Origin of the sequence: Thiothrix fructosivorans, assembly GCF_017349355.1 — a bacterium.
In the GTDB taxonomy this organism is placed as follows: domain Bacteria; phylum Pseudomonadota; class Gammaproteobacteria; order Thiotrichales; family Thiotrichaceae; genus Thiothrix; species Thiothrix fructosivorans.
The window spans coordinates 1,040,124-1,059,403 of record NZ_JAFMPM010000006.1 but is presented as its reverse complement, the minus strand read 5'-3'; the positions used below and the strand labels follow the sequence as shown (position 1 = coordinate 1,059,403).

The 19,280-nt window shown below is 52.1% G+C and carries 20 protein-coding genes and 1 pseudogene; 16 read left to right on the top strand and 5 right to left on the bottom strand.

Translation table 11 applies throughout. The features are described from left to right. Window positions 1–4: 4 nt before the first annotated feature. The 11 genes from J1836_RS21520 to J1836_RS08455 all read left to right on the top strand — a co-directional run bounded on the left by J1836_RS21520 (window position 5) and on the right by J1836_RS08455 (window position 7,801). On the top strand, window positions 5–445 hold the full coding sequence (locus tag J1836_RS21520) for a helix-turn-helix transcriptional regulator (protein WP_242632779.1): 441 nt from the start codon (window positions 5–7) through the stop codon (window positions 443–445). Then, window positions 445–999, top strand: a complete 555-nt coding sequence (locus tag J1836_RS08500; RefSeq protein WP_207250701.1) for a primase-helicase zinc-binding domain-containing protein — start codon at window positions 445–447, stop codon at window positions 997–999. Before J1836_RS21520 ends, J1836_RS08500 begins: the two co-directional genes overlap by 1 nt. A gap of 18 nt (window positions 1,000–1,017) precedes the next feature. Further along, window positions 1,018–2,595, top strand: a complete 1,578-nt coding sequence (gene tnpC / locus J1836_RS08495) for an IS66 family transposase (RefSeq protein WP_242632653.1) — start codon at window positions 1,018–1,020, stop codon at window positions 2,593–2,595. Beyond that, window positions 2,558–2,800: a hypothetical protein gene (locus J1836_RS08490; RefSeq protein WP_207251537.1), complete on the top strand. Its 243-nt coding sequence runs from the start codon at window positions 2,558–2,560 to the stop codon at window positions 2,798–2,800. Before tnpC ends, J1836_RS08490 begins: the two co-directional genes overlap by 38 nt. Beyond that, on the top strand, window positions 2,793–4,340 hold the full coding sequence (locus J1836_RS08485) for a DNA primase family protein (protein ID WP_207250700.1): 1,548 nt from the start codon (window positions 2,793–2,795) through the stop codon (window positions 4,338–4,340). Before J1836_RS08490 ends, J1836_RS08485 begins: the two co-directional genes overlap by 8 nt. Further along, window positions 4,337–4,696, top strand: a complete 360-nt coding sequence (locus J1836_RS08480; RefSeq protein WP_207250699.1) for a hypothetical protein — start codon at window positions 4,337–4,339, stop codon at window positions 4,694–4,696. Before J1836_RS08485 ends, J1836_RS08480 begins: the two co-directional genes overlap by 4 nt. Beyond that, a complete protein-coding gene (locus J1836_RS21985) occupies window positions 4,654–4,881 on the top strand; it encodes an excisionase (RefSeq protein ID WP_372447670.1) in 228 nt (75 codons plus the stop codon). The genes J1836_RS08480 and J1836_RS21985 overlap by 43 nt, the downstream gene beginning before the upstream one ends. After that, window positions 4,878–6,011 (top strand): tyrosine-type recombinase/integrase, encoded by a 1,134-nt coding sequence (locus tag J1836_RS08470; protein WP_207250697.1) that lies wholly within the window; start codon window positions 4,878–4,880, stop codon window positions 6,009–6,011. Before J1836_RS21985 ends, J1836_RS08470 begins: the two co-directional genes overlap by 4 nt. 25 nt (window positions 6,012–6,036) lie before the next feature. Continuing rightward, on the top strand, window positions 6,037–6,846 hold the full coding sequence (locus J1836_RS08465) for a radical SAM protein (RefSeq protein WP_278189487.1): 810 nt from the start codon (window positions 6,037–6,039) through the stop codon (window positions 6,844–6,846). 170 nt (window positions 6,847–7,016) lie between these two features. Continuing rightward, window positions 7,017–7,352: a hypothetical protein gene (locus J1836_RS08460; RefSeq protein ID WP_207250695.1), complete on the top strand. Its 336-nt coding sequence runs from the start codon at window positions 7,017–7,019 to the stop codon at window positions 7,350–7,352. Between the two features lie 254 nt (window positions 7,353–7,606). Continuing rightward, window positions 7,607–7,801: a YgaP family membrane protein gene (locus tag J1836_RS08455; protein WP_207250694.1), complete on the top strand. Its 195-nt coding sequence runs from the start codon at window positions 7,607–7,609 to the stop codon at window positions 7,799–7,801. Between the two features lie 2 nt (window positions 7,802–7,803). Here J1836_RS08455 and J1836_RS08450 read toward each other — a convergent pair whose 3' ends face one another. Together J1836_RS08450 and J1836_RS21515 are read right to left on the bottom strand one after the other, a co-directional pair. Beyond that, window positions 7,804–9,345 carry a sensor histidine kinase gene (locus J1836_RS08450; RefSeq protein WP_207250693.1) on the bottom strand — a complete coding sequence of 514 codons (1,542 nt, stop codon included), beginning with the start codon at window positions 9,343–9,345 and terminating at the stop codon, window positions 7,804–7,806. A 173-nt stretch (window positions 9,346–9,518) separates the two neighbouring features. After that, window positions 9,519–9,699 (bottom strand): annotated as a pseudogene (locus tag J1836_RS21515) (transposase); the annotation flags it as partial. 3 nt (window positions 9,700–9,702) lie between these two features. Here J1836_RS21515 and J1836_RS08445 point away from each other — a divergent pair. Beyond that, window positions 9,703–10,917, top strand: a complete 1,215-nt coding sequence (locus tag J1836_RS08445; protein ID WP_207250692.1) for an RNA-guided endonuclease InsQ/TnpB family protein — start codon at window positions 9,703–9,705, stop codon at window positions 10,915–10,917. A 148-nt stretch (window positions 10,918–11,065) separates the two neighbouring features. Next, entirely contained in the window at window positions 11,066–13,243 is a 2,178-nt protein-coding gene (locus J1836_RS08440; RefSeq protein WP_207250691.1) for a malate synthase G, read from the top strand. A 14-nt stretch (window positions 13,244–13,257) separates the two neighbouring features. Here J1836_RS08440 and yrfG read toward each other — a convergent pair whose 3' ends face one another. Then, on the bottom strand, window positions 13,258–13,926 hold the full coding sequence (gene yrfG, locus J1836_RS08435; protein WP_207250690.1) for a GMP/IMP nucleotidase: 669 nt from the start codon (window positions 13,924–13,926) through the stop codon (window positions 13,258–13,260). A gap of 49 nt (window positions 13,927–13,975) precedes the next feature. Here yrfG and J1836_RS08430 point away from each other — a divergent pair, with 49 nt between their 5' ends. The 3 genes from J1836_RS08430 to cysQ are packed head-to-tail and all read left to right on the top strand — an operon-like array spanning window position 13,976 to window position 17,429. Then, window positions 13,976–16,048 (top strand): beta-propeller domain-containing protein, encoded by a 2,073-nt coding sequence (locus tag J1836_RS08430; protein ID WP_207250689.1) that lies wholly within the window; start codon window positions 13,976–13,978, stop codon window positions 16,046–16,048. Between the two features lie 14 nt (window positions 16,049–16,062). Next, window positions 16,063–16,611 carry an ADP compounds hydrolase NudE gene (gene nudE / locus J1836_RS08425; RefSeq protein ID WP_207250688.1) on the top strand — a complete coding sequence of 183 codons (549 nt, stop codon included), beginning with the start codon at window positions 16,063–16,065 and terminating at the stop codon, window positions 16,609–16,611. 20 nt (window positions 16,612–16,631) lie between these two features. After that, the gene (cysQ, locus tag J1836_RS08420) at window positions 16,632–17,429 is read left to right on the top strand and encodes a 3'(2'),5'-bisphosphate nucleotidase CysQ (RefSeq protein WP_207250687.1); all 798 of its coding nucleotides are present in this window, start codon (window positions 16,632–16,634) and stop codon (window positions 17,427–17,429) included. On the opposite strand, the gene J1836_RS08415 is transcribed toward cysQ, so the two are convergent. Further along, the gene (locus J1836_RS08415) at window positions 17,426–17,821 is read right to left on the bottom strand and encodes an SseB family protein (RefSeq protein WP_207250686.1); all 396 of its coding nucleotides are present in this window, start codon (window positions 17,819–17,821) and stop codon (window positions 17,426–17,428) included. The two genes, cysQ and J1836_RS08415, sit on opposite strands and share 4 nt — an antisense overlap. Window positions 17,822–17,912: 91 nt before the next feature. After that, the gene (locus J1836_RS08410; RefSeq protein ID WP_207250685.1) at window positions 17,913–19,100 is read right to left on the bottom strand and encodes a serine hydrolase domain-containing protein; all 1,188 of its coding nucleotides are present in this window, start codon (window positions 19,098–19,100) and stop codon (window positions 17,913–17,915) included. Window positions 19,101–19,280 lie beyond the last annotated feature (180 nt).

Here is a 19,280-nt window from a genome sequence, read left to right as displayed (position 1 = left end):
TCTAATGAATAAATCTGCTACATTCAGTAAACATTATTCGCGGTACGGCATAAATGATTGTCGGGCAAGGCTTCTAGAACAGATACCAGCGTTTAAAACCCCTCTGTATTTTGCCCTGATGGGGCAAGCTCTCAACCCGCAAGGCGGCGCGAAGCAAAACAAGGATTACTCTGATGTAACAGTCAGGCTATTTCTGTTTTTCGCCGTGCTCCAAAAAAATACCGCACGGCATAATATCGAGAATCATATTATGACCAATGACAACACCCAAAATAATCGAATCCTCCGTGAACCCGAAATTATCCACAGAACTGGGTTATCTAGATCAACGCTGCTGCGCTGGGAAAAGCAGGGCAAATTCCCAAAACGTCGCAAGCTGGGAAGTTGGCTTGTGGGCTGGCTGGAATCCGATTTTCAGGCGTGGCTAAATGGGGGCGACAAATAATGAACGCTCAATTATCACAAGCCCCAAAACGAATAAACCCCACCAGCGGACAAACTGGCAGGGCTGAGAATCAAAAACATTACGCGGCGAATTATAGCACGCCCGACACAGATAATCAGTACCTTAGCTTCTCTATTTGCCGTCAAGCTGCTCACGGCAAATGGGAGAGCATTCACCGCGCCTTGGGCATCCAGCTTGCAAGCACCTCACACACAAAGCATACAGCTTGCCAAGGTTGTGGCGGTAAAGACCGCTTTAGGGTGTTGCCCGATTACGCCAATACAGGTAAGTGGTTTTGCGGTGGCGGCGGCGATCAACAGTCGGGCGATGGATTCAGCCTATTAGGGCATGTTTTCGGCTGGACTCCACAAGAGCAACTAAAAGCCGTTGCTGATTATCTCGGTTTGTCCACGCTGGACAACAAAGAGCGCGATAAAATCAGGGCGATTGCCGAAAAGCAGGCAAAAAACTTGCTAGCCGCTATTGCCAAAAAAGACGAACAGGCAAGACGTGACAGCGTAACTGAACAGTCCCCCCTTACCCAAACGCACTAAATTTGCGACACTCCCCCGATGACCCAACAACTGAAAGACCACAGCCTCAAACAGCTTAACAGCCAGTACCTTGCCAAGCTCACGCCGGAGGAACTGCTGCACCTGTCGACCAAGTTGTTGCATGACCTGAAAGAAGCGCGGGAACAGATCAACCAAAACTCCAACAACTCCTCCAAACCACCCAGCAGCGGTTTCCCGTGGGAAACGTCACCCAAAACGGTGGCTTTGCCCGAAACAGAAGGGGTGGGTGCAGCCAGAGGAAAGCCAACCCCGGAACCAGAAGCTGTGGCGGGCACAAAGCCAGCCCAACCAGCCAAACGCAAAGCGGGTAAACAACCCGGCGCACCGGGTTATGGTCGGGTATGGCATCCGCCCATCAATGCAGACGAACACCATTACCCCAGCCGATGTGAAGCCTGTGGCAGGTCCCTGGATGCGGCTGTCTCCCGTATTTATACCGCCTATGACAGTGTGGACATCCAGTTTGGCACGGATGGGAACCCCGGACTGACCGTCATCACCACCCGCCACCACCTTCACGATAGCGTATGCACCTGCGGTCATGTGAGCCGCCATATCCCGCATCGCCAAGCTCCCGACCCGTTATACCCGGAGGTTGATGTGGGCGAGTGGCGGCTGATTGGGGGCAATCTGGCGGCACTTATTGTCCACCTACGGCTGCGCTCACGCTTGTCACTGCGTGGCACACAAGAACTGTTGCGGGAGGTGTTGGGCATTCCCCTAAGTGTCGGGGTGTTGCAGCAATGTTTTGAGGAAGCAGCCGCGAGTGCTTCTCCATTGGAAGATGCCTTGGTGGAAGGGCTGTTGGCAGAAGCCACCGCTGACGGCGGGGTGCTGTATATTGATGAAACCTCTTGGAAAGAGCGTGGCGAAGCCCTGTGGCTATGGACATTCGTCACCACCCTCAGCGTTTGTTTCTACGTAGGGCAGCGCACCATTGAAATGCTCGACAACGTGATTAGCCCCCACTTTGGGGGCTGGCTGATGAGTGATGGCTATGCCGCTTACCGCCACCACCCCAAACGCTTGCGTTGCTGGGCGCACCTGATCCGCAAAGCCCGTGGGCTGGCAGAATCACTGGACAAAGACGGGCGGACGTTTGGCAACTTCACCCTCGCTTGGCTGAGGGTATTACAGGACGACATTTACGCTTGGCGGGCAGCAGGCGGCACGGTGGGGACGCAAACCGACGTGATCCGTCAACGCCATCAGGCAAAACTCCTGGAATTCAGGGCATTATGCTTGATCCATGCCGTATCTGCCCATGACAAGACGGCGGCACTGGCGAAAGAGTTCATCAATGATTGGGATGCCATTTTCCGAATCCTTGACCACCCGTGGCTTCCCTTGACCAATAATGAGGCTGAGCGGGCGTTGCGCCATTGGGTGATCCTGCGCAAAACCAACCATGGCACAAAGAGTGCTACGGGGAGCCGTGCGTTTGCCATGCTGGCCAGCATCATCGGTACTTGCCGCAAACGTGGACAGTCTGCCTTGGCTTATCTTGCCAGTGTTATTACCGCTGCCCGCGCTGGCTTTGCCCTGCCCGCTTTACCGCAAGGGGTGGGGATGTGATCAATTACGTGACAGCAATGTATTAACCATGCTCGAAAATCTGATTGATGAAATCCGCCATCGTCAATACCTACAGCGCCAAGCGGTGCGCTTTAACGGCGGTTATATTGCAGAGCCTACCATTGACGAAGTAAACACGGCGCAAGAGCTTAACGCGGCAATACTCGAAGCCTACGCACATAAAAGCGGGGTGGATTATGTTTAAGTCATTCGCAGACCACGAAGCCGAAACAATCCCGAACACCGATATTGACGGCGAACTTCCACAAAATAAACTTGCCAGTGCTATTGCTGAAAAGCTGCTTAAACGTATCCGTTGGGATGACAGCACACAGCAATGGTTCAGCAAATCAGGCAATATCTGGAAACCATCCCGCGAAATTGCCACACAGAAACTTATTAAACGCGAATTGGATAAAGCAAAATCTGAAACTGGATATGCCTTTAATCTGGTATCAAGCATTGAAAAGTTTATGCGTATTGATTTGCAGGTTGAGCAATGGGAAACAAGCCGTCATCTGTTGCCAATGGCTAACGGTGTGCTGAATCTACGCACCAAGGCGCTAGAGCAATATGGTGAACGGCTTTTTGATTGGTCATTACCATACGCATTTGACCCGCTTGAAACTTGCCCAACAGTCAAACGCTACCTTGTGACCGCAACAGGCGGCGATAAGTCCGTTATCCGCTTTTTGCTGGCGTGGATGTATGCCGTTCTCACTGGCAGAAGTGACCTGCAAAAATACCTTGAACTCACTGGTTCAGGCGGTACGGGTAAAAGCACCTTCTTAGACCTTTGCTCTATGCTTGTGGGCGATGAAAACCGCGTGATTACCGACTTGAAGCAACTGGAAAAAAGCCAGTTTGAAACCGCGAACCTGAAAGGCAAGCGTCTTGCACAGATCACAGATTCAGGCAGGCACGGCGGCGAAGTTGCTGTACTAAAAGCCATTACAGGCGGCGACCCTATACGCTACGAAAAAAAGGGCATTCAGGCTACTGAACCGTTCGTATTTAGTGGGCTTGTGATGATCGCGGCAAATGAGTCCATTCAAAGCAGCGACTACACCAGCGGTCTGGCACGTCGGAAAATACCCGTTCAATTTGAGCACCGCGCAACTGAAAAGCAAAAACGTCGCTACCGCAAGCGCGGCGGCATCATCAAGGCTATGCAGGCGCAAATGTCAGGATTAGTGAATTGGCTTCTCTCGCTGGATGAATCCGAAGTAGTGGAGCTTATCAACAATCCAGACGGCGAAATGAAACGCCAAAAAGTTGAAGCGGAACTAAAAGTGAATCCCGTGCTGGCGTGGCTGGATGAAAGGGTGGTGCAGTGTTCGCCCAATCAGGAAGAGGATTACATCGGCACAAAAAAGCAACTTCCATCCGAAGGGCTTTACCCTAACTATTGCAACTACTGTGAAGGTCAAGGGCGCGAACCAATGGCTCTTCAGCGCTTTAGTTCCATTGTGCTGGACAATTGCCGGACATACGGCATCCAGACAACCCATAAGCAAGGTTATCGCCTCAAAACTAAAGGTGGTCAAGGCGCTATTCTTTCAGGACTTAGACTTCGTACAGAATTTGACTCTAAGAAATTACCCTTAATATCTTCTTGTGATGAACTTAGGGGTGTTTGTGATGAAGTTGTTATGAAGCAAACCCGCAGTAGTGATGGATGTGATGAACGTGATGAACTTAAAACGTCTACAACATTCGGGCATAAAAAGGCGGTGAATTTATGAGTAATCCGGTGCAGCGTTTTATCAATGACATCACCGCTACTGGTGCGCGTTTCGTGGTGGATGCTGGCGATGTGTGGCTTGATCGCCCCATACCGGACGATTTGCTAGAGATTGCACGGCAACAAAAAGAGCCGATAAGGCAAGAGCTTGAAGCACAACGAGCCGCAATCAGGCTCAATGGCGTTGAACTGCTATCAATGGCGGCGCAAGGCTTGCCCCTAGACTTTGCCGAACTATTAGCATTCTTTGATGGCGATATTCACGACTTTGGGAGCGGCGGTGTTTCGCCTGCTGGTATCCGCAAGGCTTGCGAATGGTTTGCTTATGTTTATCCGCTACGGAGAGCTGCACAATGAAAAAGTTACTCACACTTGAAACATGGGCAGGATTGCGCTATCCAGATCACACCCCTAGCATTAGGGTACTTCGTGCATGGGTGAAAGCTGGGAAAATCCAGCCGCAACCAATCCGGCACGGCAAATACTACCGCGTTCGTGAGGATGCGAAATTCTATGACCCATACGAGGGTATCAGTGAGTGAAAAAACGCAAGCCACAAGGTTTGCATAGCTTCAAAGCGGCGAATGGCACGGTGTACTACACCTGCCTTCACCCTGAAACTGGCAAACGTCATTCACTGGGAAAGGATTTTGTTATCGCCTGCAAAGTCCTTCATTCTCTGCAAGCGCAATACCGCACCGATCGGGAGCAGCAAATACTTAACCGCATCAACGGCAGCGGTAAGACATTCGCCACCTTCATTGAAACCAAGTATCTACCAATGATCGAAGCCACCGACATGAAGCCAAGTACCCGCAAGGGGCGAAAGCATTACGCAAAGCTACTGGTTAAGCAGTTCGGAGAAAAGCCACTAACAGAGGTATCTACACGCCTAATCAGTGAATTCATGGATGGATACGTTGAGCGGGGCAAGGCTCGGACGGCGCAAAGCATACGCAACAGCCTGTCAGACATTTTCACTGAGGCTATTTCTACGGGCTGGATGGAAGCAAACAACAACCCCGCAAAACTCACCCGTTCCCCCAAAGTGAGGACGCAACGCGCCAGACTAACACTCGAACAGTTCAAACTGATTTACGCGCAAGCTACTGAGGAATGGGAAAAGAGAATGCTAGAGCTGGCGATTCTGACAAGTCACGCGGGAACTGCTGACCTTTCGACGCTGCAAAAGCCGAAAGACGGGTTTCTATGGATTCGACGCACCAAGACAGGCGAAGGTGTCAAAATCCCCTTAGAACTCACCCTAGAGCGCCTAGGCTGGAATCTAGGGGATACCGTGCAGAAATGCGCATCCACTAAAATATTGTCGCCTTACTTGCTGCATCACATCAGAGACATTGGCGGGGCGAAGCGCGGTCATAAAATTTCACCTAGACTCCTTACCGACACATTCAAGGCACTGGCTATAAAAGCGGGTATTGACTGGGGCGACAAGAAACCCGGCACGTTGTACGAAGTAAGAAGCCTATCCGAGCGGCTTTATGGTGAGCAGGGAATCAATACCCAAACGCTGCTGGCGCACAAATCCGCCAAATCAACAGAAAGATACCACGACACTAGGGGCGATGACTGGCACACCTTGAACCTGAAAAGCACATCACCGGATACAAAAGACTTACAAAAACCTTACAACGGCAAGCCAATAGACTGAAAAATAAGGCTCTTTTCATTCGTGCATTTGCTCGTGGAACAACTGTACCTTTTGCGAGATGTACACCGCGCCGCAAAAGCGTTTCCGCCCCAAAGCACAAGCCGACATCGAGCGCGAATTGCAGACCGCCGCCGCGCAAGGCTGGCCGATACGCCGCGTGTTTCTAGCGGATGGCGACGCGATGACGCTCTCGTTCCGGCGCTTGCTCGCCATCATGCAGGCGATTCGGCACTACCTGCCCACCGTGCAGCGCGTGTCCTCCTATTGCCTGCCGCGCAATCTGCACAACAAAAGCGCGGAAGAGCTAGCAGAACTGCGCCAACTCGGCTTGTCGCTGATGTATGTCGGCTGCGAAAGCGGCGACGACACCGTGCTGGCAGCCATCCACAAAGGCGAAACCTTCGCCAGTTCACTGGCAGCCTTACAGAAAATCAAAGCGGCAGGCATGAAAAGCTCGGTCATGATCCTCAACGGCATGGGCGGCAAACGCTATTCCGAACAGCACGCCATCAACTCCGCCCGCCTCATGAACGCCGCCCAACCCGACTATCTGGCAACACTGGTCGTAACGTTCCACAGCATGGAACGCATACAGCAAGGCTATAACGGGCAATATGAAGCGCTGGAACAGCTCGACCTGTTCCGCGAAATCCGCCTGATGCTAGCAACGCTGGAACTGGAAAAAACCATTTTCCGCAGCGACCACGCCTCCAACTATCTGGTGCTCAAAGGCGTGCTCAACAAGGATAAGGCCAAGCTGTTACACACCGTGGATCAGGCGATTCACCAGCCGGGCAGTGTGCAGTTACGGCCAGAGTGGCTACGCGGGTTGTAGCACGACACAGAGCACACCGTGCTTTTGCCCGTATGCTAAACTGTAACCCTCAGAGCAGTCGGCAGGCATCCATGAACCTCAAAATCCCCTACTGTGGACAAGCTACTTATTCTTGATGCGTCCGCACCGTTTACTGCTCCCATCATCTGTTTTTTTAGGAGTATTAAACTATGGGTACACGCGCTCGCATCAAGCTTGTGAACGATGGCAAAGTGATAGCAGCAACTTACATACACATGGATGGATTCGTCAGTAAATTTGCCCCAAATTTAATTTTAGCCCTACAAAGTGTAACGCCTGCTGACATTCTCAACGTGAAAAGACTATTTCAGATGTTTGCCTTGGTAGGATTGTATGACGGCGGCGGAGATGAAAATATGAACTACTTGTGCGAAGTTGATATTAGCCAAAATCAGTACAAGATCACGATTCACGGATTCCAACAGAAGTTGCTTTTCCAAGGGACGTTGGAAGAGTTTGCACGCTGTTATGATGAGCTTGATTGAATCTACAACAGCAAGCTACTTACCAACTCGCACCGCCCTCAAAAACTTGAGTGCTTGGCTGATCGTGACGGATACCCAGCGCGTGGAAGTACTCAAGCTGGGTTAACGATGAAACGAAAGGCGCAGCAACCTCTCAGACCAGTGGCTATACTGCATGGCAATGAGTCAATTGTGTTTATTAACAAACTCTAATACACTAGGCTTCACCAAAATATGTAAATTTAACCACCTGATAAACCAATAAGGAATACGCCATGACTCTCAGTAACGCAGTACAAGTTTTCGCAGGCACTATGATTTTATTCGCATTGTTGCTTGGCGCTCTCGGCTTCGGCACTTTTTCCGTTCTTTTCCTCGCTTTCATCGGCATTAACCTGATTCAATCGGCTTTCACGGGCTTCTGCCCAGCGGCAATGGTTCTGAAGAAACTGCCATTCATCAAAGCCTAACATCATACCGGCAGGGTGAACGCAAATGTTGCACCCTGCCCCGGTTCTGATTCCACCCACAAGCGTCCGCCGTGTGCTTCGATAATCGAACGGCACAAGGACAAGCCAATTCCCATGCCATGCTTGCCTTTCGTGGTCACAAACGCTTCAAATACTCGCGCTTTCAATTCTTCTGCTATGCCAGGTCCAGTATCCGAAATCGCCACTTGCACCCAACCCTCAGCGGGCACAAAACTCCGCACCAACACCTGACGACGCTGAATCGGGATAGCCTGCATTGCATCAATGGCGTTTTGCACAATATTCAAAATCACCTGTTGAATCTGAATCGTGTCAATCGCAATGTCTGGCACGGCATCATCCAATTCCAGTAACAGCGGCACATTCAGCTTGCGGCTACTGCTTTTAGTTAAATGCAAGGCTTCGTGAATCACCTGTTCCAAACAAGCATGGGTTTTATGCGGCGGCTGTTTACGCACCAAAGTACGCAAGCGGCGAATAATTTCGGAAGCACGCAAAGCTTGCTGCTGAATCGCCCGCAATGGCTCGGACAAACGCTGCGCATCTTCCCCCGCGCTTAACAAGCGTTGGCAAGCACTCGCATAATTGGCAACCGCCGCTAAGGGTTGATTCAATTCGTGGGCAATACCGGATGCCATTTCCCCCATCGTATTGAGATTCACCATGCGTGACAGTTCGGTTTGGTGTTGCTCCGCCTCTTCTTGCGCTTGGGTACGCAAACGTTCCTCACGCTCCAAGCGATACGCCAAATGGATAATCGTCAGCACAATCGCCACCACCATCACCGATGCCAGCAACGATTCCACGCGGGTATGCGTTAACCAATCCGACACCAACAGCACAGGCAACCACCCCAATAGCGGCGGAAACCATGCCATCAGGAACATGACCCACCGCACCACTAAACCGCTGGAGGCGTCGTGCGCCATAATGCTGAAAAAACCGTTTTCCACCTTGGCTAAAATAATGCCCCAACCCACCAACGCAAACGCCGTCGCCGTCGGTAACGCCATACCCCGTTCGTGCGTAAATACGGCAAACATATCTTCTTGATGCGCGAAGCCAAAGAACACCGTCACCAACAACATCAAACTAATAAACGCCGACCATTGCGCCACACTGATCAGGATAGGGCGTTGCAAACTAAGCAGAAATAAGCCGGTACAGGTCAGAATGAAGGCGACTGCCGTTTGCAGCGAGTCTTTCTCAGGCGACAAATTAAACACTTGTAACGACACCAAGCCGCGTCCCAGCCATTGGTCAGGTAGTGGATGCCAATAGCTCAACAGCATCAAGATACCCAGCGCAATACCACCAAACGCCAATACTTGCGCTGCCAGCCGCCGCAGCGCTGACAGTTTGGCGGGCTGCACCAAAAACAACGCCGCCCCCGTGAAAATAAACGAGAACGCCGCTACCGGTGTCATCATCGGCAAATTATCGTTAACACGGTACAAGGCGGGTAAATGATTTCCCCAACCGAATAACACAATTCCCCCCACCAACATGACGCTGAGTGCCATTATATTGGCGAGCCGATGCAGAAAAGCTAAGTGCTGAACATTGATCATGCGCAAAAGTATACATCATGCCCCTCATCAGATAGAAAAATCGTTGATCAGATTGCGCGGCAAACCTCGCCCTTCAGGGAGGGGAGGATAGCGCGGGTGGCGAAGCCGCCCTATGTTCGGAGTGATTAATGTGGTGTTTGTTGCTGCTTGATGTATTGGCGAATCGCTGAAATGGGGGATCGACCACAACGCCCCGCCCAAATTCTTACGTATGCTGAGATAGTTTTTAGCGGCGTTAATCCGGCTAGAAACGCCTTTCAGGTTGTTCACCAAAGCCGACATCGCCACTTTTGGTGTATAATCAAGCCTATGCAACGCTTACAAGCCTTTAAATACGAACTCAAGCCAGACGGCGGACAACAGCGCAATTTGCGTCGTTACGCTGGTTCGTGTCGCTTTGTTTACAACAAGGCGTTGGCATTGCAGCAAGCCAACCATGAAGCGGGTGAGAAGTTCATTGGTTACGTGGCAATGGCAAAGTACCTGACGGCGTGGCGCAATGGGGAAGAAACGCCGTGGCTGAAAGATGCCCCTGTCCATCCCTTACAGCACGCCTTAAAGGACTTGGAAACAGCCTACAAAAACTTCTTTGCCAAGCGTGCCGACTTCCCTCGGTTCAAACGCAAAGGCAGTAGCGACAGCTTCCGCTACCCTGACCCCAAACAAATCAAACTCGACCAAGCCAACAGCCGTCTTTTCCTGCCCAAATTAGGCTGGATACGCTACCGCAATAGCCGCGAGGTGTTAGGCGAGTTGCGCAATGTCACGGTTTCTAGCAAAAACGGGAAATGGTTTGTGAGTATCCAAACCCAGCGGGAAGTAGAACAACCCGTGTCCACCGCAACAACGGCTATCGGTATCGACTTGGGAATAGCCCGTTTTGCCACTTTCTCAGATGGCAGCTATATCGCCCCGCTCAACAGCTTTAAAACCCAACAAGCCAAGCTCGCCAAATACCAACGGCGCATGGCAAACAAGCAGAAATTCAGCAACAACTGGAAAAAGGCAAAAGCCAAAGTTCAAAAACTTCACACTAAAATCGCCAATGCCCGCCGTGATTTCCTGAATAAAGCCACGACCACCATCAGCCAAAACCACGCGGTGGTGTTCGTCGAAGATTTGCAGGTACGGAATATGTCCAAATCAGCGGCAGGCACGGCAGAAAACCCCAGCAAGAACGTGGCGGCAAAGTCCGGTTTAAACAAAGCCATTCTCGACCAAGGCTGGGGTGAATTCCGGCGGCAACTCGACTATAAAATGGCATGGAATGGCGGCATATTGTTCGCCGTTCCCGCCCACTACACCAGTCAAGAATGCCCCGAATGCCATCACGTCTCAGCGGATAACCGCCAGACCCAAGCGCGGTTTGCGTGTGTGGAATGTGGCTATAAAAACCACGCCGACGTGGTTGGGGCGGTCAATGTTTTAGAGCGGGGACACCGCTTGTTAGCCTGTGGAGATGCGGCATTCAGTCGCTCGATGAAGCAGGAACTCACCGAAGTAAGTCAGCTAATCCTTAACTGAATGCAGTAGGAATCCCCTCCTTTTAGGGAGGGGAGGATGTCAATTTAATCATTAGTATTGAGAATTCCAATTTTTGCCAACGCTAATATTGGGTTATAACCGGAAAATGTCGACAATTTTGTTTGTTTTTCTGAGAGGATCGTGACGCATGGGCAATAGGATTACCGTTGGTGGTTTACAAGTGTCAACACTACTGCATGACTTTGTAACACAACAAGCCTTACCGGGTACTGGTGTAGACGCAGCCGCGTTCTGGACTGGATTAGAAACTATCGTAAACCGCTATGCCCCGCGCAACCGCGAACTGCTGGCAAAACGCGATGCGCTGCAAGCACAAATCGACGCTTGGCACATTGCCAATAAAGGCGCATTTGATTTTGCGGCGTACAAAGCATTCCTGCAAGACATCGGCTACTTGCTGCCAGAAGGTGATGCCTTCCACGTCACCACCGCTAATGTTGATAACGAAATCACCCACACCGCCGGAGCGCAATTGGTTGTGCCCGTTATGAATGCCCGTTTCGCGCTGAACGCAGCCAATGCGCGTTGGGGCAGCTTGTACGATGCGCTGTACGGCACAGATGCGATTCCAGCCACCGATGGCGCTGCCGCTGGCAAAGCCTACAACCCTGTGCGCGGTAAAAAAGTTATCGACTTTGCCCGTAACTTCCTCGACGAAGCCGCGCCGCTCTCCTTCCTCTCGCACCACAATGCTAGCGGCTACCGTGTTGATGAAGGCGGCTCGTTGGTCGTGGACATGATCGGCGGTTCAGTCGTAGCACTGCGCGATAGCAACCAGTTTGTCGGCTATCGTGGCACAGCAGATGCGCCTTCCGCCATTCTGATCCGCAACAATGGCTTGCACTTTGAAATTCAAATCGACCGCGATGGGCTGATCGGCAAAGAAGATGCCGCTGGCGTGAACGACATCCTCATGGAAGCGGCACTCACCACCATTATGGACTGCGAAGATTCCGTTGCAGCGGTCGATGATGTCGATAAAGTGCTGATTTACACCAACTGGTTGGGTCTGATGAAAGGCGATTTGACCGAACAGGTCAGCAAAGGTGGCAAAACCTTTACCCGCGCCATGAACCCTGACCGCGAATACACCGTTGCAAATGGTGGCACGGTTTCCTTGCCGGGTCGCAGCTTGCTGTTTGTGCGTAACGTTGGTCACTTGATGACTAACCCCGCGATTCTCGACAAAGACGGCAACGAAATTCCTGAAGGCATATTGGATGGTTACATGACCGCCGCCATCGCCATCCACAACCTAAATGGTAGTGCAAAATTCAGCAACTCGCGCACTGGCTCGGTGTACATCGTTAAACCGAAAATGCACGGCCCTGAAGAAGTCGCGTTCACCAACGAACTGTTCGGTAGCATCGAAGACGCACTGGGCTTGCCCCGCAATACCCTGAAAGTCGGTATTATGGATGAAGAGCGCCGCACCACTGTCAACCTGAAAGAGTGCATTCGCGCTGCCAAGGAACGCGTCGTGTTCATCAACACCGGCTTCCTCGACCGTACCGGCGACGAAATGCACACCTCGATGGAAGCAGGCCCGATGATCCGCAAAGGCGACATGAAAACCGCCGCTTGGATCAAGGCTTACGAAGACTGGAACGTGGATATTGGTTTGGAATGCGGCTTGCCGGGTCACGCGCAAATCGGCAAAGGCATGTGGGCTATTCCTGATCAAATGGCAAACATGCTTGCTACCAAGATTGGACATCCGTTAGCAGGTGCAAACACGGCGTGGGTGCCATCCCCGACCGCCGCCGCCTTACACGCCCTGCATTACCACAAGGTCAACGTATTTGCGCGTCAGGAAGAACTGAAGAGCCGTCCGCGTGCCAATATCGACGACATCCTCACCATTCCGGTTGCGGCTAACCCGAACTGGAGTGCTGAAGAAATCCAGCAAGAACTGGATAACAATGCGCAAGGCATCCTCGGTTACGTCGTGCGTTGGGTCAACCAAGGCGTGGGCTGTTCCAAAGTGCCGGACGTGAATGACGTGGGTTTGATGGAAGACCGCGCTACCTTGCGTATTTCCAGCCAGCACATGGCAAACTGGCTGCATCACGGTATCTGTACCGAAGCGCAAATCATGGAAGCCTTCAAGCGCATGGCGGGCAAGGTTGACGGGCAGAACGAAGGCGACCCGACTTACACCAAGATGGGCGGCAATGCTGACAAGAGCGTCGCGTTCAAAGCGGCTTGCGATTTGGTGTTCAAAGGGCGTGAGCAGCCGAACGGGTATACCGAGCCGTTGCTGCATAAGTATCGGGCTGAGGCTAAAGTGGCGTTGTTCTTCTAAACGCTGCTTTTCGCTCACCCCAACAACTGCGTATAACACTCCACCGCCGTAAAGTCTTCCGTGTCTTTCGGCGGCTGTTGTGAATCCGGTTGATGGATTGCCAGCAAGTATTTAACCCCATGTGCTTGCGCCGCCCGCAGCACATGCAGGTTATCGTCGATAAACAGCGAATGCGCCGGATCGTAGGCTTCCACTTCGCTCAATTTCTGCCAAAAATCAGAGTGCTCTTTCGGTAAGCCAAGCGAATGCGAGGTGATAATCCGGTCAAAATAGTGCTCTAACGCCACGTAACCGAATTTCATCCCCACGCTTTTTTGATGTGCATTAGTTAGCAACACCACCCGTTTGCCGCGTGCGTGCAGGGATTGCAAAAACTGTTCAACATGCGCCCGAATCGCCACTCTATCGGCGATTTCGTGTTTGAGCGCCACCAAATCTGTACCTAGATGATTCTGCCAAAAATCAAGGCAATACCAATCCAACGTGCCTTCCATTTCGGTGTAACGGGCGTGCAAGTAAGCGCGGATTTCATCCGGCGTAGCACCGCGCTGTTCTGCCAAGCGAACCGGCAAATGTTCCAGCCAAAAATGGTTGTCGAAATGCAAATCCAACAGCGTGCCATCCATGTCCAAAAACACGGTGTTAATGTCATACCAATTTAAATTGATTGCGCTATAATTCATCTTATGGGCTTCCACATACCACTAAAAATACATCATACCGGAGGGTATCATGAAAAATCCGCATCAGTTTGGCTTAAGCATTTCTATCGCCTTGTTACTCAGCGCGTGTGGCGGCGGCTCTAGCACGACAGTTAGCACGAATAACACGGGTACGACGACCACACCCAGCACCACGGCGAGCAAACCGGCTTTGAAACAAGCCGCTAACAACGCAGAACTCGAAACACTGATCAAACAGCAAATGCTGGAAATGTACGGCACGGTACGTTCCAATATGTATCCCTGTGGTAAAGGCAGTGATATGTGCATTATGCCGGTAATGGCAACAACCACACCTTCCGTTGTTGCCGACACCTCCAAAAGCGTTTCTAGCACCAATACCCAAGAAACCAATGTCGATGAAGCCGACCGCATTAAAACCGACGGCACGTACCTCTACACCACCGCAACCGACCAGCCGAATGTGCGCATTTTCAAAACCAATGGCGCAAGCAACACGCTGGTGAAAGACCTACCAGTGGGGAATGACACCAATACCCGCTTGAGTGGTCTGTACCTCGATGGTGCAAAACTGGTCGCCCTCGCGGAAGAACAGCAAATCTACAATATCTGGAGTCGTTGGTTCATCCCCAGCTTTTGGCAAAACCAACAAAGCCAGATGTATTTGCTGAACGTTGCCAATCCTGAAAACCCCACCCAAACCGCCAAACTCACGGTGGATGGACAAGTGATTAGCAGCCGCCGTATCGGTTCAACACTGTACGTCGCCACGCGTCACAGCCCCAACCTACCCAATTTGAATCAATACCCAACCACTGAAGCCGAAGCAGCAGCCAACCGCGCACTGATCGATAAGGCTACGCTTGCCGATTTCCTGCCCGATTACCAACTCAATGGCGGCAGCAAAAACGAAATCTTCAGCGGCGATGATTGCTTCATGACGCAATACACCGACAAGAAAAGCTACCAGACCAGCATTGTCAGTCTGCTAGCGATTGACATGAATAGCGCCACACTAACACCACAAGGCAAGTGTTTCGCGGGTGATACCGAAACCTTGTACGCCTCCACCGATGCGATTTATCTAGCAACCACCAGTTACAATTACCCTGTCCCCGTGAGTGTCGATGCGTCTGGCAATAGCACCAGTACCAGCATTGTTTACGCACCAAATATCACCACCGATTTACACAAATTCTCACTCGCGGGGGGCATCAATTACCGTGGCTCTGGGCGTGTGGATGGACACCTTGGTTGGAATCAAGAGCAAAAACCATTCCGCATGAGCGAACATAAGGATGTGCTGCGCGTGGTTACTTACAACGGTGATAACGATTTATCGACGAATCCATCGCCCGCACGTTTGACCACCTTGCAGGAAAATACCGCGAATCAAGCGCTCGATATTCTCGCAACCTTACCCAACAAAAACCGTCCGACCGCGTTGGGTAAACCGGGCGAACAGATTTATGCGACTCGCTTCCTTGGCGATAAAGGCTATATCGTCACCTTCCGCACGACTGACCCGTTGTACTTATTAGACTTGTCGAATCCATCCGATCCGTTCGTTGCCAGCGAATTAAAAATTGACGGCTATTCCGATTACCTACACCCGGTTGGCGACAATTACTTGTTGGGTATTGGTAAAGATGCCATTGCCACAGCAGGTGGTGATGAGGGACGCGGCGCATGGTATCAGGGCGTGAAACTTTCCCTGATCGACATCACCAATCCGGCAACACCTTACGAGAAGCAAAAGATCATTCTTGGCAAACGTGGCACAGAAACCGCTGTTTCCCAAAGTCATCATGCGTTAACCACGTTGCAACAAGGGGCTAACCTGCAAATGGCATTGCCACTCAGCCTACATGACGGGGCAGCCAGCGATAGTTCCGCAGCACCCAGCACCTACTACAACTGGACACAGGATGAGCTTTACCGCCTCAACATCAACACCCAAACCGGCACGATGCAAGCACTTGCGCCCATCGTTAGCAAAACCGCCTCAGCCACCGACCCATACAGCTACTCCAGCTACCAATGGCCAAATGACCGTTCGGTGATGATTGGCGAATTCATCCATTACCTGCACGGGGACAAGGTGATAAGTCAGGCGTGGTAGGTTAGAATCGCGGGATGCAAAAACCACCCACGATACACGCCATACACCCCGTCACCAGCAGCCGCTTGTTCCATGTGGAAGAACTCCATTTGGAATTCAGCAACGGTGAACGCCGCACCTACGAGCGCCTTGCCAACCGTGGCAATGGCGCGGTGCTCATCGTGCCGCTGCTGGATGACGACACCCTGCTGTTGATCCGCGAATATTCTGCCGGAACGGGACGCTACGAACTCGGCTTCCCCAAAGGCAAAGTAGAACGCGGCGAAGATGTCCTCGACGCTGCCAACCGCGAAATCATGGAAGAAGTCGGCTACGGCGCACGCGATTTACACGTATTGCGGCGCGTCAGCCTCTCCCCCGGCTATATGCAACACAGCACCCACCTGATTCTTGCCCGCGACCTCTACCCGCAGCGAACGGAAGGCGACGAACCTGAGCCGCTGGAAGTCGTGCCGTGGAAATTGTCCGACGCTGCCGACTTGCTGTTGCAGGATGATTTCACCGAAGGGCGCAGCTTGCTGGCGTTGTATTTGGCGCAGGATTGGCTCAAACAACACGATTAAAATGACACACAGGGATTTTCATGGACTTGCCTAACCTCCTCCACGCCACCGTTTGCATTGCGCAAACAGCAGGCGACAAAATTATGGAGGTCTATAACTCAGCCGATTTCTCAGTGGAACACAAAGCCGACGACTCGCCGCTCACCGCTGCGGATATGGCTTCGCACCACCACATTGTGGATGCGTTAACCGCGCTGACCCCGCAATACCCCGTGCTATCCGAAGAATCCGCCAAACTCCCGTTCAGCGAACGCAGCCAATGGCAAACCTACTGGCTGGTTGACCCGCTGGACGGCACGCGCGAATTCATCAAACGCAATGGCGAATTTGGCACGCTGATTGCGCTGATCCACAACCACGTTCCCATCCTCGGTGTGGTTCACGCCCCCGCCCTCAATGAAACGTGGTTTGCCCATCAAGGCGGCGGCGCATTCAAACAAGCCAACGGGGAAACTTTCCCGATCAGCACGCGCCCGACGGGCAAGCCGCTCAAAGTCATGGGCAGCAAATCGCACCGTGACCCGATCATGCCGCACTTTTTGGAACGCATTGGCGAACACGATTACGCCGTGCTGGGCAGCATCCTGAAAGCGTGTTTAGTCGCCGAAGGCACAGCCGATATTTACCCACGCCTTGGCTTAACCTCCGAATGGGATACCGCCGCCGCACAAATCATTGTCGAAGAAGCGGGTGGGCATTTCACCCGCACCGACATGCAGCCTATGCGTTACAACACCAAAGAATCCCTGCTGAACCCGCATTTCTTCGTATTCGGCAAGGATTACCATGACTGGTCGCAGTATTTGCCTACGCCTTAATGTAAGCCCTGCAACATCCCTACTTCCAAATCAATCCCCATCTCATGATCGGGATTGATCGAAATGCTGTAACCGACACCCACTTTCTCAATAATCCACTTAAATTCCGCCAGCAAGCCACCGCCGTAACCGGGGAAATCACGCACAAACACCTTGGCGCGATCGGGGCTGGTGAATAAGATCAGAATCTTATTGCCCTGTTCATCATCCAACGTGAGCGGCACGGCCTGATCGCTGGTAGTGGGTTGCAAGCCACCAATCTGGTGTTTTTCGTAGATCGGCATGAACAGCGTCACTTCCATCAACTGCTGAATGAAAGCATCGCCTTCCAGTTCACCAGCCAAGGCTTTCACTAACAGCTCTTCCGCTTCGTTCATTGTTTGCTGAGTCATTGTCGTATCCTAGTGGAGTGGGTTGAATGGCACAGAGCGTAAACAATCCCCGCCCCCAGCACAATGACCCATAACAATGTCAGGTCTACCACTACCAACCCGTTGCCATGCTCAACACCTTCGCTGCTTCTTGGTACATATCGTGACCGGTTTCATTTACCGTCATCACCAATAACGCATCCTTGCTGGCATCGTGCAACATAATCGTGCCCCAGAACCCCGCATGACCCCACACTTCACGCCCATTCAAAACCGCCCGTTGCAAACCCAAACCGTAATTCGGGCTGACCTTGCTGATTTGCTTCATCTTCGCCAACGTCGCCGGATTGCGGAATAACTCGCCCCGCATCAATGCCCGCAAAAATACCGCCAACTCGTCCGGTGTAGACACCAGCGCACCGCTTGCCCACGCCGCTGACATATCCAAGCGCGTCGCCGTCATGTCAAGGGTACGCGAATTGCCCGACGTTGCAACGGTGTGGAAATGCTGTGCCACTGTGCCACGATTCGCCTCAAAACCTTCGTGCCACGTATTCGCCATTCCCAAACGGTTGAAAATGCGTCCACGGTAATGGCTGGTTAGCGTCTGTCCGGTGACACGCTCCACCACCAAACCTAACAGCAAATAATCCGTGTCGCTGTAATCAAAGCGCTGCCCCGGCGCAGACAACGCATTGCGTCCCAAACCCGTGGTCAAGTAATGACCCAGCAAGGCTTTGCCATCCCAATGCCGTGAGGCAATACCGCGCCCGTCATTGTTCAGCACATCCGTGATCATTTGCGCAAACAAGCCATTGCTATCCTGCGCCGTCGGGGAATCCGCAATGTAATCGCGCAAGCCCGCCGTGTGTTGCAACAATTGACGCACGGTGATGCTGCCACCCGCTTTACGATTGCCCATCACATGCAAATCATCCAGCGTATAACCCGCAGGCAACAGCGTATCATCCAGCAAGCGCGACAGCGGCGTATCCAGCGTGAAATAGCCCTCTTCCACCAATTGCAGCACCACTGTCGCCGTCAACACTTTGGCGATACTGGCGACGCGGAACGGTTGCGTGGTGGTCATCATCCCCTCGGTGCGAACATAACGTGCTGCCGTGGGTGAACCTTCAAACAGTAACGCGGTGCTGACCACTGTAGGCTGTGGCGGTGTGACCGCACGGGCAATAATGTTAATTTGACTTTGCGCCATGCTACCGCCCCCGCAACCTGAGAGTAACAGCAGCAATGCAGTCGTACTTACCCACAACTTTGTTTGCCATGCTGGTTTTGCCATCGTGATCCCATCCGTTTACTGTTTGCTAATGGGATGGGGTATAGGTCACGCGTCAGCGTTATTGAGTGCCGAACAGCGGCGACGGTTTAAAGCAACGGATAAACGGCATAGCGCAAGACATAGTATTATTTATCAATACGACGGACGCGTCTGAATTATCCCTTGCTAAGGATACCTGTT